This window comes from Pseudomonas lurida (assembly GCF_002563895.1).
Taxonomy (GTDB): domain Bacteria; phylum Pseudomonadota; class Gammaproteobacteria; order Pseudomonadales; family Pseudomonadaceae; genus Aquipseudomonas; species Aquipseudomonas lurida.
Map to the genome: position 1 here is coordinate 1,160,102 of NZ_PDJB01000001.1, position 14,615 is coordinate 1,174,716.

At 61.8% G+C, this 14,615-nt stretch carries 16 protein-coding genes; 5 read left to right on the forward strand and 11 right to left on the reverse strand.

The window, feature by feature from the left end:
- The first annotated feature begins 17 nt into the window (after positions 1–17).
- The 3 genes from ATH90_RS05230 to ATH90_RS05240 are packed head-to-tail and all read left to right on the forward strand — an operon-like array spanning position 18 to position 3,083.
- Positions 18–1,199: an amino acid ABC transporter permease gene (locus ATH90_RS05230; RefSeq protein WP_034102297.1), complete on the forward strand. Its 1,182-nt coding sequence runs from the start codon at positions 18–20 to the stop codon at positions 1,197–1,199.
- A gap of 10 nt (positions 1,200–1,209) precedes the next feature.
- Positions 1,210–2,307, forward strand: a complete 1,098-nt coding sequence (locus tag ATH90_RS05235) for an amino acid ABC transporter permease (RefSeq protein ID WP_034102298.1) — start codon at positions 1,210–1,212, stop codon at positions 2,305–2,307.
- An 11-nt stretch (positions 2,308–2,318) separates the two neighbouring features.
- Entirely contained in the window at positions 2,319–3,083 is a 765-nt protein-coding gene (locus ATH90_RS05240; protein ID WP_003171943.1) for an amino acid ABC transporter ATP-binding protein, read from the forward strand.
- A 53-nt stretch (positions 3,084–3,136) separates the two neighbouring features.
- Here the strand turns inward: ATH90_RS05240 and ATH90_RS05245 are convergent, their stop codons facing one another.
- Both ATH90_RS05245 and ATH90_RS05250 read right to left on the reverse strand, forming a co-directional pair.
- Positions 3,137–3,628, reverse strand: a complete 492-nt coding sequence (locus ATH90_RS05245) for a type II toxin-antitoxin system MqsA family antitoxin (RefSeq protein WP_098465819.1) — start codon at positions 3,626–3,628, stop codon at positions 3,137–3,139.
- Complete coding sequence (locus tag ATH90_RS05250) at positions 3,625–3,936, reverse strand: type II toxin-antitoxin system MqsR family toxin (protein WP_098465820.1); 312 nt, start codon at positions 3,934–3,936, stop codon at positions 3,625–3,627. Before ATH90_RS05250 ends, ATH90_RS05245 begins: the two co-directional genes overlap by 4 nt.
- A 158-nt stretch (positions 3,937–4,094) precedes the next feature.
- Between ATH90_RS05250 and ATH90_RS05255 the strand changes: the two genes are divergently transcribed.
- Both ATH90_RS05255 and ATH90_RS05260 read left to right on the forward strand, forming a co-directional pair.
- Positions 4,095–4,754 (forward strand): FadR/GntR family transcriptional regulator, encoded by a 660-nt coding sequence (locus ATH90_RS05255; RefSeq protein WP_025855630.1) that lies wholly within the window; start codon positions 4,095–4,097, stop codon positions 4,752–4,754.
- Positions 4,744–6,009 carry a CynX/NimT family MFS transporter gene (locus ATH90_RS05260; RefSeq protein WP_098465821.1) on the forward strand — a complete coding sequence of 422 codons (1,266 nt, stop codon included), beginning with the start codon at positions 4,744–4,746 and terminating at the stop codon, positions 6,007–6,009. Before ATH90_RS05255 ends, ATH90_RS05260 begins: the two co-directional genes overlap by 11 nt.
- On the opposite strand, the gene ATH90_RS05265 is transcribed toward ATH90_RS05260, so the two are convergent.
- The 9 genes from ATH90_RS05265 to ATH90_RS05305 all read right to left on the reverse strand — a co-directional run bounded on the left by ATH90_RS05265 (position 6,006) and on the right by ATH90_RS05305 (position 14,428).
- Positions 6,006–6,644 carry a DUF1120 domain-containing protein gene (locus ATH90_RS05265; protein WP_098465822.1) on the reverse strand — a complete coding sequence of 213 codons (639 nt, stop codon included), beginning with the start codon at positions 6,642–6,644 and terminating at the stop codon, positions 6,006–6,008. The genes ATH90_RS05260 and ATH90_RS05265 overlap by 4 nt on opposite strands.
- 21 nt (positions 6,645–6,665) lie before the next feature.
- Positions 6,666–7,799 carry a DUF1120 domain-containing protein gene (locus ATH90_RS05270; RefSeq protein WP_098465823.1) on the reverse strand — a complete coding sequence of 378 codons (1,134 nt, stop codon included), beginning with the start codon at positions 7,797–7,799 and terminating at the stop codon, positions 6,666–6,668.
- An 11-nt stretch (positions 7,800–7,810) separates the two neighbouring features.
- Positions 7,811–10,243: a fimbria/pilus outer membrane usher protein gene (locus ATH90_RS05275; protein WP_098465824.1), complete on the reverse strand. Its 2,433-nt coding sequence runs from the start codon at positions 10,241–10,243 to the stop codon at positions 7,811–7,813.
- Between the two features lie 141 nt (positions 10,244–10,384).
- Positions 10,385–11,086: a fimbria/pilus chaperone family protein gene (locus ATH90_RS05280; RefSeq protein WP_237142817.1), complete on the reverse strand. Its 702-nt coding sequence runs from the start codon at positions 11,084–11,086 to the stop codon at positions 10,385–10,387.
- Between the two features lie 25 nt (positions 11,087–11,111).
- Positions 11,112–11,738, reverse strand: coding sequence for a DUF1120 domain-containing protein (locus tag ATH90_RS05285; RefSeq protein ID WP_098465826.1), 627 nt, complete (start codon positions 11,736–11,738; stop codon positions 11,112–11,114).
- 61 nt (positions 11,739–11,799) lie between these two features.
- Positions 11,800–12,420, reverse strand: coding sequence for a DUF1120 domain-containing protein (locus ATH90_RS05290; protein WP_098465827.1), 621 nt, complete (start codon positions 12,418–12,420; stop codon positions 11,800–11,802).
- A gap of 47 nt (positions 12,421–12,467) precedes the next feature.
- Positions 12,468–13,091, reverse strand: a complete 624-nt coding sequence (locus ATH90_RS05295) for a DUF1120 domain-containing protein (protein WP_034102305.1) — start codon at positions 13,089–13,091, stop codon at positions 12,468–12,470.
- A gap of 29 nt (positions 13,092–13,120) precedes the next feature.
- The gene (locus ATH90_RS05300; protein WP_098465828.1) at positions 13,121–13,747 is read right to left on the reverse strand and encodes a DUF1120 domain-containing protein; all 627 of its coding nucleotides are present in this window, start codon (positions 13,745–13,747) and stop codon (positions 13,121–13,123) included.
- 51 nt (positions 13,748–13,798) lie between these two features.
- Positions 13,799–14,428 (reverse strand): DUF1120 domain-containing protein, encoded by a 630-nt coding sequence (locus tag ATH90_RS05305; protein ID WP_098465829.1) that lies wholly within the window; start codon positions 14,426–14,428, stop codon positions 13,799–13,801.
- Between the last annotated feature and the right edge of the window lie 187 nt (positions 14,429–14,615).

The following is a 14,615-nucleotide window of genomic DNA, read 5'->3' on the forward strand; positions in this document are numbered from 1 at the left end:
TATTTCCGGGGCACTTCATGCAAAATCAAATCGGCGCACCAAAGCAGAAGCTCAGCTTCAGCGATCCCAAAGTGCGTGCGTGGCTCTTCCAGATCATCACGATTGTGGCGGTGGTCTCGCTGGGCTGGTACCTCTTCAACAATACCCAGACCAACCTTCAGCACCGGGGCATTACCTCGGGTTTCGACTTTCTTGAACGCAGTGCCGGCTTCGGCATCGCGCAGCACCTGATCGACTACACCGAATCGGACAGTTATGCCCGTGTGTTTGTGATCGGTTTGCTCAACACCTTGCTGGTGACCTTCATCGGCGTGATCCTGGCGACGCTGCTCGGGTTCGTCATCGGCGTGGCTCGACTGTCGCCGAACTGGATGATCAACAAGCTGGCGACCGTGTATGTAGAAGTCTTCCGAAACATTCCGCCGCTGCTGCAAATCCTGTTCTGGTACTTCGCGGTGTTCCTGACCATGCCGGGGCCGCGTAACAGCCACAACTTCGGCGATACCTTCTTTGTCAGCAGCCGTGGCCTGAACATGCCGGCAGCGATTGCCGCTGACGGCTTCTGGCCGTTTGTGGTCAGCATCGTCGTCGCCATCGTGGCAATCGTGCTGATGGCGCGTTGGGCCAACAAGCGTTTCGAAGCCACCGGCGTACCGTTCCACAAGTTCTGGGCAGGCCTGGCGCTGTTCATCGTGATCCCGGCGTTGTGCGCCTTGATCTTCGGTGCACCGCTGCACTGGGAGATGCCCAAGCTGCAAGGCTTCAACTTTGTCGGCGGCTGGGTACTCATCCCTGAACTGTTGGCACTGACCCTGGCACTTACGGTGTACACGGCGGCGTTTATTGCCGAGATCGTACGTTCGGGCATCAAGTCCGTCAGCCACGGCCAGACCGAAGCTGCGCGCTCCCTGGGCCTGCGCCCTGGTCCGACGCTGCGCAAGGTGATCATCCCGCAGGCACTGCGAGTGATTATCCCGCCGCTGACCAGCCAGTACCTGAACCTGGCGAAAAACTCGTCGCTGGCCGCCGGTATCGGTTACCCGGAAATGGTTTCGCTGTTTGCCGGCACGGTGCTCAACCAGACCGGGCAGGCGATCGAAGTCATTGCCATCACCATGAGCGTGTACCTGGCGATCAGCATCAGCATTTCCCTGCTGATGAACTGGTACAACAAGCGCATTGCGCTGATCGAGCGGTGAGGAAACACGCATGAGTACGCATACTTTCAAACCTGATATGCCGCCGCCGAACAAGGTGTTCGGGCCGATGGCATGGATGCGCGCCAACCTGTTTTCCAGCTGGCTCAACACCCTGCTGACCCTGTTGGCGTTTTACCTGATCTACCTGGTGGTGCCGCCGATCCTGCATTGGGCAATCCTGGACGCCAACTGGGTCGGCACCACGCGTGCCGATTGCACCAAGGAAGGCGCTTGCTGGGTGTTTATCCAACAGCGTTTCGGGCAGTTCATGTACGGCTACTACCCTGGCGACTTGCGCTGGCGCGTAGACCTGACCGTGTGGCTGGCCATCGTCGGCGTCGCGCCGTTGTTCATCTCGCGTTTCCAACGCAAGGCGATCTACGGCCTGAGCTTCCTGGTGTTGTACCCGATCATCGCCTACTTCCTGCTGCACGGCGGGATCTTTGGCCTGGCCAACGTGGCGACCAGCCAATGGGGCGGGCTGATGCTGACCCTGGTGATCGCCACCGTCGGCATCGCCGGCGCCTTGCCGCTGGGCATCATGCTGGCGTTGGGGCGCCGTTCGAACATGCCGGCGATTCGAGTGGTCTGCGTGACCTTCATCGAATTCTGGCGAGGCGTGCCGTTGATCACCGTGCTGTTCATGTCGTCGGTGATGCTGCCGTTGTTCCTGCCTGAAGGCATGGGCATCGACAAATTGCTGCGCGCGCTGATCGGCGTGATCCTGTTCCAGTCGGCCTACGTGGCCGAAGTGGTGCGCGGAGGCCTGCAGGCGATTCCCAAAGGGCAGTACGAAGCCGCCGCCGCGATGGGCCTGGGTTACTGGCGCAGCATGGGCCTGGTGATTCTCCCGCAAGCCCTGAAGCTGGTAATCCCTGGCATCGTCAACACCTTTATCGCGCTGTTCAAGGACACGAGCCTGGTGATCATCATCGGCCTGTTTGACCTGCTCAACAGCGTCAAGCAAGCCGCTGCCGACCCTAAATGGTTGGGCATGGCCACCGAAGGCTACGTGTTTGCAGCCCTGGTGTTCTGGATTTTCTGTTTTGGTATGTCGCGCTATTCCATTCATTTGGAACACAAGCTCGACACAGGCCACAAGCGTTAGGAGTTGTTGTTATGAGCGAAGCGATCAAACAGCCTGTGAGCCCTGAAGGCATTATCCAGATGCAGGGCGTCAACAAGTGGTACGGCCAGTTCCACGTGTTGAAAGACATCAACCTCAACGTCAAGCAGGGCGAGCGTATCGTGTTGTGCGGCCCGTCCGGTTCCGGCAAGTCCACCACCATCCGTTGCCTCAACCGCCTGGAAGAACACCAGCAGGGCCGCATCGTGGTCGATGGCGTGGAGCTGACCAACGACCTCAAGCAGATCGAAGCGATCCGCCGTGAAGTCGGCATGGTGTTCCAGCACTTCAACCTGTTCCCGCACCTGACCATCCTGCAGAACTGCACGTTGGCACCGATGTGGGTGCGCAAGATGCCCAAGCGCAAGGCCGAGGAAATCGCCATGCACTACCTGGAGCGTGTGCGCATCCCGGAGCAGGCCCACAAGTTTCCGGGGCAATTGTCTGGCGGCCAGCAACAGCGCGTGGCGATCGCCCGTGCCCTGTGCATGAAGCCGAAAATCATGCTGTTCGATGAGCCGACCTCGGCACTCGACCCGGAAATGGTGAAAGAGGTATTGGACACCATGATCGGCCTGGCCGAAGACGGCATGACCATGTTGTGCGTAACCCACGAGATGGGCTTCGCCCGTACCGTGGCCAACCGCGTGATCTTCATGGACAAGGGCGAGATCGTGGAACAGGCGGCGCCGAATGACTTCTTCGACAACCCGCAGAATGATCGGACCAAATTGTTCCTGAGCCAGATCTTGCACTGATCGATGCTTGAAACGATAAACCCGGCCTGGTGCCGGGTTTATTTTTTGGGGAGCTAGGAGGCCTTGAGTGTTTCAGTGTCGTTGTGCACGGTGTAGGTAAAGGCGCCGCGCATATCCGCGCCTTCTGCCAGGACTTTTGCGTCAGCAAGCAGGTGCGGGTGACGATCCAGTAGCCGCATCAGCACCACCAATGGTTTGGGAGCAAGCAACTCGCCACGTTCGTAGCGAGAGAATGCGTTGTGGCCGCCACCGGACAGCAATTCCACCGCTTCTTTTTGCGTAAGATGGAGTTTGCGACGGGTACGTTTGATCTCGGCGCCGATCATCTTTCTGGCTGCGAGGACAAGCTCATCACCTGCCTCTCCATAACGGTCAGCACTGTCGGTATCAGGATCCCAAAAGCCGTCTGCGCATACGTGACATTCCCAACCTGAAAGGTTGTCCACCCGGCGCTCCATGCCTTTGACTTTGATGGTTTCGCTGCGCCCCTCAAAATAATGCAACGCGTCGGGGGCGCCACAGATGTAGCAATTTTTTACCTTCATGGGTTTTTCTCCTTGAAAGAGATCACCGGCGGGGCACTGTCCGGGGAGTAAGTGACCTTTATGTAGATATCCCTTTCTTTTGAATGAGTGCAGTAAACGTCCTGCCAGACCCGATGATCGCTATAGGTGGTCATCGATTTGTACAACATCCAGTGTTGTAACCCATAGATGGCCTCCTGCATCTCACCGATGCTGAAGTGAAGTTCCCTGCCGCACCTTTGTGCTGTATGTGTAAACGCTCTTCTTCCAAGCCGCCTCACATCCAGCTTTATCACCGCCAAATCGTAATGAGGTGTGTACTTTTCCATAAGACACCTGAATCCATAATTACCCTCAGAGGGTAATTTTACCAATCGAAAATACTGCTCCTTTGCCTGCCTAAGAACCCTAGTGCGTTGCCTTTGTAGTCAAGTCCGAATAGGCTGTAGGAAAATTCATCCTATGATTGGACGAAAGCGCTGAGCCCATGACAGACATCGCCCCCTTGATCAAACGCTCCCTGGTCGACCAAGCCTTGGAGCAGTTACGGCTACGCATCACCGAAGGCCGATGGGCCATCGGTGAGCGCCTGCCCACCGAGCCTGAGCTGTCCGCCGAGCTGGGTATCAGCCGCAATACCGTGCGCGAGGCCATGCGCGTATTGGCGTTTTCCGGGTTGATCGAGATCCGTCAGGGCGATGGCAGTTACCTGCGCTCGATGACCGATCCGCTTGGAGCGATGCGGGCGCTGTCCCATTGCACCCTGGAGCAGGCGCAGGAGACGCGGCAGATACTGGAGGTGGAGGCCATCGGGCTGGCTGCAGTGCGCCGCACCCAGCAAGACCTCAAAGCGTTGCGCAGCGCACTGGACGCCAGCGCCGAGCTGTATCACGGTGACCTGGAGGCCTATATCAGCGCTGACCTGGTGTTTCACAAACACTTGGTCGACGCCGCGCACAACCCTGCCTTGAGCGAGCTCTACCAGTATTTCTCCGCCATCGTTGGCGCACAGTTGCGCCAGACCCTGAATATCTCACCGCGCCGCCAGGCCGTGTTTGACTTGCACGTCGCCCTGCTCGACGCGGTGGAACACCAAGACCCCGAGCGCGCCAAATCCGTCTGCCGGCAGTTGATCAATGAACCTTGAAGCCAAACGCACGACCGAACTCGAAGAACTCTTGATCGACGCCGAAGCCGACGACGAGGTGGTGCAGCACAGTCACCCGGTGGTCAGCCGCCCCTGGCTGTTGTTGCTGGGCCTGATCCTGGTGGCGTTGAACTTGCGCCCGGCACTGTCGAGCATGTCGCCGCTGCTGGCCGAGGTTTCACACAGCCTTGGGTTGTCAGCGGCCAAAGCCGGCTTGCTGACCACCTTGCCGGTGCTGTGCCTGGGCCTGTTCGCGCCGATGGCACCGATCCTGGCCCGGCGCTTCGGCGCCGAGCGCGTGGTGTTGGGGATTTTGCTGACGCTGGCTGCCGGGATCATCCTGCGCAGCTCGTTCGGTGAGGTTGGTTTGTTTGCCGGCAGCCTGATCGCGGGTGCGAGCATTGGCATCATCGGCGTGCTGCTACCGGGTATCGTCAAGCGTGATTTCGCCAGGCAGGCCGGCGCCATGACCGGCGTCTACACCATGGCGTTGTGCCTGGGGGCAGCGCTGGCGGCGGGCTCCACAGTACCGTTGAGTGATTACTTTGGCGACAGCTGGAACATCGGCCTGGGGTTCTGGCTGGTGCCGGCGTTGGTGGCGGCGTTGTTCTGGTTGCCGCAAGTGGGGCACAAACACGGCGCGCACCAAGTCGCCTATCGGGTGAAGGGTTTGCTGCGTGACCCCTTGGCGTGGCAGGTCACGGTGTACATGGGCCTGCAATCGTCCCTGGCCTACATCGTCTTTGGCTGGCTGCCGTCGATCCTCATCGGTCGTGGCTTGAGTGCCACTGAAGCCGGGCTGGCGCTGTCCGGCTCGATCATCGTGCAATTGGCCAGTTCGCTTGCGGCACCGTGGCTGGCCACCCGCGGCAAGGACCAGCGCCTGGCCATCGTCGTGGTGATGCTGCTGACCCTGGGGGGGTTGTTCGGTTGCCTGTACGCACCGCTCGATGGGCTGTGGGGGTGGGCAATCCTGCTGGGCCTGGGCCAGGGCGGTACGTTCAGCCTGGCGCTGACCTTGATCGTGTTGCGTTCGCGTGACGCCCACGTCGCCGCCAACCTGTCGAGCATGGCCCAGGGGGTTGGCTATACGCTGGCTTCCCTTGGCCCGTTTGCGGTCGGCCTGATTCACGACTGGACCGGCAGTTGGTCGGCTGTGGGCTGGGTCTTCGCGGTGATTGGCCTGGGCGCGATCGTCGCCGGGCTGGGCGCAGGCCGTGCGTTGTACGTCGGGGTGTGCAGCGAGAAGGTCTAGAGGTAGATCACCTCCAGAGTGCCCGAGCCGTCCAAGGGGATATCGGTGCTCAGGTCCAGGTTCTGCTTGGCATTGATCACCGCTTCGAGGGTCAGCGTGCTGGTCAGTGTCTGGATCGCAGCGGGGCCGGCCGTGCTGCCTTCAAGGTCGGTAAACCCCAGCAGGCTTCTGGCGCCGATGTCGATCGGGTTGCGGTTGGACGTGCGCCACGCTACGCCGCCGGTGGTGGACTCGGTGCCATAAAGGCCTGGCAGCGTGTCTGCCACGGTTTGCTTCGGATCGAAACTGACCGAATACACACCGATCTTGTTGCTGCTGTTGTCCAGGCCCATCCCGTAATAGATCTCGCTGTTGACGTGGGCGGTGCCGTCACGGTTATCGCGCATGCGCAGGGCGTAGCGCACCGGGCCATTGCAATCGACGCTCAGGTTCAGGGATTTGGCCGGCAGCCGCGTACCTGTGGTGAGGTTGAGGTCTTGTTGGGAAATCTTGCCGAAGTCGACCAAGCCCCCGGCTGACAAGGTTGGGGTGCAGGCCACCGGGGTGATCAGGCCTTTGACGTTCAGCTCGACCGTGGAGTCGGCCATCGCCAGCGGGCTCAGGGCAAGGGTCAGGAACATCAGTGACGGTTTCATTGTGGGGCTCCGGTACGCGGGTTAGAGGTAGATGATTTCCAGGGTGGCCGAGCCGTCGAGTCTGATCTCGCTGCTCAGGTCCAACTGCTGGAGCGGGGCGATGACTGTCTTCAGCGTCAGCAGCGCGGATACCTTCTGCAACGCTGTGGGGCCAAGGATGCTGCCGGCACTGTCGGTAAAGCCCAGGTAGCTGCGGCCAGCCAGGGGCAGTGGGTTGGCATTGGCGCTGCTCCAGGCAGCGCCCGCCGTGGTGGACTCGGTGCGATACAGCTGTTGCAGGTTATCGGCGCTGGCCTGCGCCGGGTCGACGTTTACCGAGTAGCGGCCGATCTTTTGCGCGCGTGCGTCCAGGCCCAGCCCGTAGGCTGTCTCATCGGTGCCGCCGGTTGCCGAGCCCAGGCGATTGTCTTGCATGAGCAACGCAAAATGAGTCGGTCCGTCGCAGTTCACTGTCAGGGCCAATTGCTTGTCCGGCAGGTGCGTCTCCTTGTCGGGGTTCAGTGCCTTGGCCGACACCTTGCCAAAGTCCACCGTGCCGCCATTGGACAGGCTGGGCGTGCACGCCGCTGGCGCGAAACGCGCGAGCAATTGCAGCTCCCGGGAGCGACCGGAGGCGGGCGCATCGACCCACCCAGAGGCCTGCCAGGTCACGGCATCGCGAACGCGGGCGGCGCCGTCCTCGGCCCAGGCATTGGCCACCATCTGTACGGAAAAGCGGCGACCGAGCGCGGGCTGGCCGTTGTGCAACGGCACGATGCCATGGTCGGCTCGCCAGGTCAGGCTTGAACCGTGGGTACTCGGTGCTAGCCCGTGACCGGCAATCAAGCCCAGGTTCACGGCATGGCCATCCAGCACCGCGTCCTGGACCTGTAACTGGTAGCTGCCCTGGTCGGTGAAACGAAACCGTTCGGCACCGGCGGCCAGGCCTCGGTAAAACAGGCTCATCGCCACAGGTTGCGAGCAGGTGAGGGTCAGGCCGACACGTCGCTCGCCGAGTAAACGCTCGGGCGCAGGCGTCACCAGTACGGCGCGGTTCATCAGGCCGAAATCCAGGCGTGGCTCGCTGAGGTCCAGGCGGCATTCTTCCTGCGCCTGTGCAGGGCCGATGCCGAACAGCACGAGCGCTATCGCGGGCAGCAGGTAATCAAGGTTCATGGCAGGTTTCCTCAAGGCAGTGGGCATCGGGCCGTGGCGGTTTCGAAATACACCTGCGGGTCGGCCTTCTTTGGCAATTCAAAGTGCAAGCGGCAGCGTGGCTGCCCTGGCGCCTTGATCCACAAGGGGGGCAGGTCAAGCACCGTGGGCAGGAACACGTGGTTGCTTTCTTGCACCAGCGTGACGAACTCGCCGTCGGCGGTGGTCACCGTGGCCCCACGCGGAACGGGCCTGTCCAGGGTCAGCAAGGCCCGACGCGTCAGCGCCACGCCAAACTCAAGCCGGTCTACCGCCCCACGGCCCGCCGAGACCACGGCCAGGCCATTGCTGATGTCGGCATTGCGCGGCAACGAGCCGGTTTGCACTTCCACCGGGCTTCGGCCATAGGCGCTGACCTGCGGCACCACCGCCTGGCCTTGCCAGTCGGTCCACACAGGGCCGCTCGGCGTGCTGACCTTGACGCCGGCCATGTCCCCCACCGACAGCAACGCGAAGGTGTCGCGCACCGGGTACGGCGAGAAGGTCACGCCGTCGCCGTGCAATACCACCGCGCCACGCGCGCCCCCCTGATAGCTGGAACGCTCGTCGTCCGAGCGCGTGTAGTTGACGTCCAGCTGGGTGTAGAACGGCAGCGCCGAGAGCCCCAGCGACGATTCCACCTGGCGGTCACGGCTGTCATGTTCAACCCCGACCCGATAGGCCAGTTGATCGTTGATCTGTTCGTTGACGCCCGTCCCGATACGGTGCTCGCCGCCGGAATTACGCACCCAGGCCCGGCCACGGCGGCGCTCGCCAAGGGGCACGCTGATATTCAGGTAAACGGCGTCATCGTTGTATCGGCGGCCGCCCATGTGCCATTCGGCGGTGGCCGACAGGGACACGCCACCCACTTGTGTTCCCCACGAGGCCAGCGCGCGGCTGCTGCTGTCGCCGGCAAACGAGGAGGTGCGGGAAACCCCGGCGCTGAACGCGCCCAGCCGGGGATGGGACCATGAGGCCGTGGCACTCTGCTGGTCGCGGTAGCGTGAGCGCTGTTGTTCACGCGTGTCCGTGAGGTAGGTTGATTCGCTGAGGTCGCGGTAGTCCTCGGTTCGCCAGGAGTTGGCGGCGCTGATGGCCCAGCGTTCACCCAGTCGTTGGCTCCATGAGAGGTCGGTCTGCAGGCCGCGTTGCTGATCACGGCGCGTTGACTCGGCGGCGATGACTGCCAGTTGCCATTGGCTGTCCTGCGCGGGCAAGAAGCCCAGGTTCAGGCCAACCGACCGGTAATCCATCGCCGCCAGTACGCCACTGCCCAGTGACACCAGAGGGTGAGGTGCACTGGTCCACCCCGCGCTGACCACCCAGGGTTGCGCGCCGTCGCCTCCGTCTGCATCGCGCACCCGGCCGGCGGCCACCGAATAGCCCGGCGCCGGCAAGCCCAGCCCGAGCATCGCAGCCGGGACGGTGAAGCGCCGTTCTTCGCCGGAGGTTTCCTTGACGGTCACCTCCACATCGGAGCGCCCGCTCAGGCGCGGCACATTGCTCAGGGAAAAGGGGCCGGCCGGCACCACGGTGGAGTGGATCAGCGCACCGTTCTGGCGTACTTCCACCTGGGCCGGCCCATTGGCGATGCCATCGATGGTCGCACCTTGATTCTGGTCTTGCAGGCCCTGCTCGGTCAGCACTTGTACGCCGGTGATCTGGGCCCCGGCCAGCACTGGGTTATAGAGATTGATCTGCCCCGCCTGCAACACCGCTTGTTGGCGGGCGAAGGTGCGTTGGGCGTAGGCGTCCAGGTGAGTGCTGCGCGAGACGCCGTCTTGCCAGGTCTGGACTTGGCGACTGCGCACAATCCAGTCGCCGGCATTCAAGCCGACTTCGGTATTGGCCGAGCCGAATCGGCTGGTGTCATCGCCGTACTGGTTATGCAGCCCCGTCACGTCGTAGTTGAGCAGGCCGGCAAACCCGCCGGTGCTGTAGCCGGAAAAATCCCGAGTCGCCGGACGCAGCGCCTGGGTGGGCACCACGAGGGACAGGCTCAGGCTGGCCGGGTCTGGCTCAATCATGGTTTGCGGGTACTGCTCGATAAACCCGTGACAGGCGCCCGTGCTGCGAGGCGGTGTTTCCAATTGCGCCGCGTCCAGCAATGCAGTGTCGAAGCACAGCGTGCCGTGGTCGTCGAAGGTGGCGTCGACACGCCCTCTGCGCAGGCCGTTGACCGACAGGTTGACGGCGTGGCGACCGCTGGCAAAGCGCGGTGCTTGCAGCAGCAAACTGGCCAGCTCCGGGTCGATGCCGCGTTGGTGCAGGGTCTGGTTGTCGAAGGTGCCCGTTGCCGGATCGGCCCAGGCGGGGCCAGCCAATAGGGCAGGGCCAAGGGCGGCCCAGGCAATGATGTGCAGCTGAGCGCGTGACAGGCGTGGTAAAGCGCCGGGCACGGCGTTGCCGTCACGGTAATTCATGACTGTGTTCACACAAATGCACTCTTGTGATGGAGGCCCGTGGCTAGACTTTCGTTGGCGCCAGGCTGTCTTCCCGGTGGCCTTCAGGGAGTGGCCACTTCGTTTTATAGAGGCGTCGCAGTGTCCATGGACGCCGTTGGATCAACGTGTGATCGGCGCATCATGAGGCGCGACGGCAAAGCCATACACCGTGGCCGGCTGCAGGCGTACCGCGGTTGCGGCAGGCCCTTTCGCCGGGACCGTCAAGGTCTCTCCCGGCAGCACATAGGTGCGTGGCAGCATGGCCGCGCCTTTGCCGGGTAGCAGTCGCAGTTCCTGGGCCAGGCGTACCACGTAAGGCGTGGGGTTGTGCACGCTGAGCCGGCCGTTTTTCAGCTTCCAGCTCAACCCCAGCCACGGCGTGCGGTTGGGCGGCAGGCCCTTGGGATTCAGGATCACCGGCAGGTTCTGCCGCACCGTGACGCCCACTTGGGCGCGCCCGGCCTCGGCGCCGGATCGTTTCTGGGGCATGCCCTCGAAAATCACCCGCTTGAGGCGTTGGGTCTTCAGCGGCTCCTTCGATTGCAGGATGAACCGCACCAACTGACTCTTGCCGGGCTCCACCCGTGCGAGAGGGGGCGTGACGAACAGCAGCGTGTCCTTGTCTTCGGGGATGTCTTCAAGGGTCACATGCAGCAGGGCCAGCTTGCTGTCGGTGTTGGTCACCGACACGGCAGCTTCGCCCTCCGCTTCGTGGACGATGACTACCGAGGTGTCGGGCACCATACCGTCGGCCAGCGCGCTGGTGGCGCAGCACCACAGGGCGAAGCCGGCACAACCGGCGCGTATCCAGGAAACTTGCATCATCTGAGCACTCATTCAATAAGGGTTACAGGTACTTGAGGTCCAGGGTGATCGAACCTTGCAAAGGCACTTCTTCCTTCAGCGTCAGGCCACTGGCCGGGCTGATGGCGGTTTCCACTCGCAGGCTGGCTACCAACTGCCTGATGGGCTCGGGCTGGAGGGCGTCCGAGCGCGCGAACCCAATGTATTGCGCCGGGTAGGCGTTGGCCTCGGGGTGCCAGGTGCCGCCGTTGTCGGGCGACGTCAGGACACGCAGCGCCGCGCCGTCGCCTACCGGCCCACGCAACGCCAAGCCCACTGACCCCAGGCGTTCCGACGGCGCGTGAATGTTCATGCCCAACCCGTAGAACACCAGCGGTGCCGGCGATGAGCCCGGGTGATTATCGATACCCACCAGGGCAAACAGGGTCGGGCCTTCGCAGCTGATACTCAGGCCCAGTTGCTGGCTGGGCAGTTGGGTGTATTCACTTGGCTTCAAGGTCCGTGCCGGGATCTTGCCGAAATCGACCAGGCCGCTGTCGGACAGCGACACGCTGCAGGCCTGGGGCGTGATTCGGCCGGTCACGCTCAAGTCCACGGTGGACCCTGCGAGGGCGGGCGTCAGGTTCACGGCGAGCAGTATGAGCGCGCAGGAGAGGATCGTTGTGTTCATCACGTAGGATCACTGTGGAAGAGTTCGGTATCAAAGACGTGCGCCAAGCAGCGCCAGGGTGTTACAGGTAGCGGGCTTCAAGGGTTACGTTGCCTTCGAAGGGGACTTCGCTCGTCAGCGTCAGGCTGTCGGTAGCCTCGATGGCGGCGATGACGCCTAACCTTGCCGAGAATCGAGTGCTGGGAATCGGCTGGCTGGCATCCGCCACGGCGCTGGGCGCGTATAGCCCCGGTAGAGTATAGGTGTAGGCTTTTTTCCAGGTCGCTCCAAGGTCTTGCGACTCACTCATTTGGACGGCGGTGTTATCCACCCTCGGCTCTTGCAGGTACGGGGTAAGAAAGCCGATTTTCTCCCCGGCGGGGGTCAACCCCAGCCCTGGGTAACTCGGGTTGGAGCTGGTCCCCGATCGGTTATCAACGAACTGCAAGGCCATCGCGGTGGGCGCCTCGCAATGGATGTCGAGTGACAAGTCCATGTGTTCGAGAAACGTGATATCGGTCTGTTTCAAGTCTTTTGCCGCTATCTTTCCGTAATCGATAACCCCTCCATCGGACAGTGTGGGAGCACAAGCACTCGGCGTGATCAACCCCCGTACGGTCAGGTCGGTAGTCGAGGCCGCAATGGCGCTGGTACTCGCGCCCAACAGCAGGGCGCAACTAAGGGTGCGGTGCAGGGTGTTCATGGCTCGGATCAATCCTGGGTTGTTGGGGGTAAAGCGCACGGTCGGGCTTACCAGTACTTCAATTGCAGGGTGGCATGACCGTCGATGGGCACCTCATCCACCAGGGTCAGGTCGGTGGCCTTGACCAGGGTGGTAAACGCGCTCAAGCGGGCGGTCAACACCTTCAGGGCGATCGGGGCGTTGAGGTCGTCAGCGCTGGCAAAGGCAGTCAGGCCTGCGTGCCCCAGGTAAGTGGAAGGGCGCCAGGAGGTCCCGCCGTTGCTGGACATGATGGTGCGCACCGGCACCGTGTCGGCCACTGCGTCCAGGACGCTGAACGCGACGCTGCCCAACATCTGGTCGTCATTGACCCTGCCCAGGCCCTGGCTGGCAGGGTGGATGGCCGAGGTGCCGGCGCGGTTGTCGATGGCAGTCAGCGTGAACAGCGTTTCTGCCTCGCAAGTCACCTCCAGTTGCAGGTTGGCGGTCTCCAGGCGAGTCGGCTGGTCGGGGGCCAGGTCCTTCACGGTCAGTTTGCCGTGGTCGACGATGCCGCCGCTGGACAGGCTGGGAACGCAGGAACTGGGTGTAATCACGCCGGTGACGCTCAAGTCGGTGGCGCTCGCGGCAAAAGCACCAGGAGTGCCAGCCATCAGCACAGTTGCGGTAAAGCAGGTCAGGGCACGAATCATGGTTGACACATCCTGTGGGGTAAGGTGGCTTACAGGTACTTCACTTCGAGGGTGGCAGAGCCGTTGAATGGCAGTTCATCGCGCACATTCAGTCTACGGGTCGGAGAGATAAGGGGGCTGATGACGAGATCCGTGCTCAGCGCCTGGATGGGGCTTGGCGCCCACAATGGACCACCGGGTTGATCACTGAATGCTGCGAGGAAAACCACAGGCCACACGTTGTCTTCATTGTTTTTCCAACTGTCACCGTCGGCTGAGGCGATGTGGGTAGCCGGGGACCCGTCGGCAATCGGGTTGGTGAGCATGAGGTGATAGCTACCGATGTTTTTGTCGCCAATCATGCCCAGGCCGTAGTAGTTGTAAGGGTCAATCGAGCCGGTACTGTTGTCGATGCCTTTGAGGGCGAACAGTGTGGGGGCCTCGCAGGTGACGGTCATTTGAAGGCTGGTCGCCGGTAACTCGGTTAGAAGGTCGGGATGGAGATCCGACAGGGAGATTTTTCCGTAGTCGACAACACCCATGCCAGACAAGTTGGGTGTGCAGGCCGTCGGCGTGATTATTCCCTTGACGGTCAAGTCGACGCTGCTGGCGGCATACACCTGTGAGCCGGCGGTCAGCAGCAATGAGAGGGCAAAGAGTCGGGAGCAGGGGGGCATGGCAAAAGAATCCGAGAGGGCGCGCGGTGCGCCGGGTCAAAAAAGGGTGATTTACAGGTACTTCACTTCGATCGTGGCGGAGCCGTCGAGGGACACTTCATTGCTCAGGTTCAAGTCTTGCGCAGGCGCGATCTGGGTCATCACGGCCAAGTCAGTGGACAGGTCCTGAATAGGCACGGGTACATACCGGTCACCGGAAACACCGCCGAAACCGGCCAGTTTGCCGCTGTACCAATATTCACCATCAATCGCGCTCCAGGTTTGCCCGCCGTTGTTGGATTCCAGGGGTATGACGGCGACGTTGTCCGCAACCGGGTTCACAAGCTCAAGGTGGTAGGTGCCGATTTTCTGCGTGTTATCGATCAAGCCCAGACCATAGCCCGTCGCGACGATGGCTGAGGACGCCCGGTTGTCGTTGCCGTTCAAGCCAAACAAGGTCTGTGCATCGCAGTTCACATTCATCTGCAAGGTCACGGCTGGCAGATCAGTGGGGGTGCCTTGATTGAGGTCCTTGGCGGAGATCTTGCCGTGATCGACAATGCCGTTGGCGGATAAGGTCGGCGTGCAGGCACTCGGCGTGATCAGGCCTTTGACGATCAGCTCCACTGAGCTTGCGGCAACGGCCGAGCCCTGGTGGGCGATCGTGAGAAAGAGGGCGAGTGCAGCGAGAGGCTTATTCATGTCGTGGGTTCCGGTGCAAGGATTGCTGACTGTGGGTCGTGTGTAACCGTCATGTGTTTGCGACCACCGGGAATGGCTGGCCGCGCCCTTTTTGGGCAGCGGCGAATTTATCCAGCGTTGAAGGGCTGGGGGAATACAACAATTACGACAGTGAGCGGAAGTCGTACGTCGTTGATCGGCGATGTCG

What these genes read in the sequence shown, in the direction of transcription:
- ATH90_RS05270 (WP_098465823.1), bottom strand. Translation starts at nt 7,799, where the DNA reads ATGAACCTTGATTACCTGCTGCCCGCGATAGCGCTCGTGCTGTTCGGC.
- ATH90_RS05300 (WP_098465828.1), bottom strand. Translation starts at nt 13,747, where the DNA reads ATGCCCCCCTGCTCCCGACTCTTTGCCCTCTCATTGCTGCTGACCGCC.
- ATH90_RS05255 (WP_025855630.1), top strand. Translation starts at nt 4,095, where the DNA reads ATGACAGACATCGCCCCCTTGATCAAACGCTCCCTGGTCGACCAAGCC.
- ATH90_RS05240 (WP_003171943.1), top strand. Translation starts at nt 2,319, where the DNA reads ATGAGCGAAGCGATCAAACAGCCTGTGAGCCCTGAAGGCATTATCCAG.
- ATH90_RS05275 (WP_098465824.1), bottom strand. Translation starts at nt 10,243, where the DNA reads ATGAATTACCGTGACGGCAACGCCGTGCCCGGCGCTTTACCACGCCTG.
- ATH90_RS05290 (WP_098465827.1), bottom strand. Translation starts at nt 12,420, where the DNA reads ATGAACACCCTGCACCGCACCCTTAGTTGCGCCCTGCTGTTGGGCGCG.
- ATH90_RS05235 (WP_034102298.1), top strand. Translation starts at nt 1,210, where the DNA reads ATGAGTACGCATACTTTCAAACCTGATATGCCGCCGCCGAACAAGGTG.
- ATH90_RS05305 (WP_098465829.1), bottom strand. Translation starts at nt 14,428, where the DNA reads ATGAATAAGCCTCTCGCTGCACTCGCCCTCTTTCTCACGATCGCCCAC.
- ATH90_RS05260 (WP_098465821.1), top strand. Translation starts at nt 4,744, where the DNA reads ATGAACCTTGAAGCCAAACGCACGACCGAACTCGAAGAACTCTTGATC.
- ATH90_RS05295 (WP_034102305.1), bottom strand. Translation starts at nt 13,091, where the DNA reads ATGATTCGTGCCCTGACCTGCTTTACCGCAACTGTGCTGATGGCTGGC.
- ATH90_RS05230 (WP_034102297.1), top strand. Translation starts at nt 18, where the DNA reads ATGCAAAATCAAATCGGCGCACCAAAGCAGAAGCTCAGCTTCAGCGAT.
- ATH90_RS05250 (WP_098465820.1), bottom strand. Translation starts at nt 3,936, where the DNA reads ATGGAAAAGTACACACCTCATTACGATTTGGCGGTGATAAAGCTGGAT.
- ATH90_RS05245 (WP_098465819.1), bottom strand. Translation starts at nt 3,628, where the DNA reads ATGAAGGTAAAAAATTGCTACATCTGTGGCGCCCCCGACGCGTTGCAT.
- ATH90_RS05280 (WP_237142817.1), bottom strand. Translation starts at nt 11,086, where the DNA reads ATGCAAGTTTCCTGGATACGCGCCGGTTGTGCCGGCTTCGCCCTGTGG.
- ATH90_RS05285 (WP_098465826.1), bottom strand. Translation starts at nt 11,738, where the DNA reads ATGAACACAACGATCCTCTCCTGCGCGCTCATACTGCTCGCCGTGAAC.
- ATH90_RS05265 (WP_098465822.1), bottom strand. Translation starts at nt 6,644, where the DNA reads ATGAAACCGTCACTGATGTTCCTGACCCTTGCCCTGAGCCCGCTGGCG.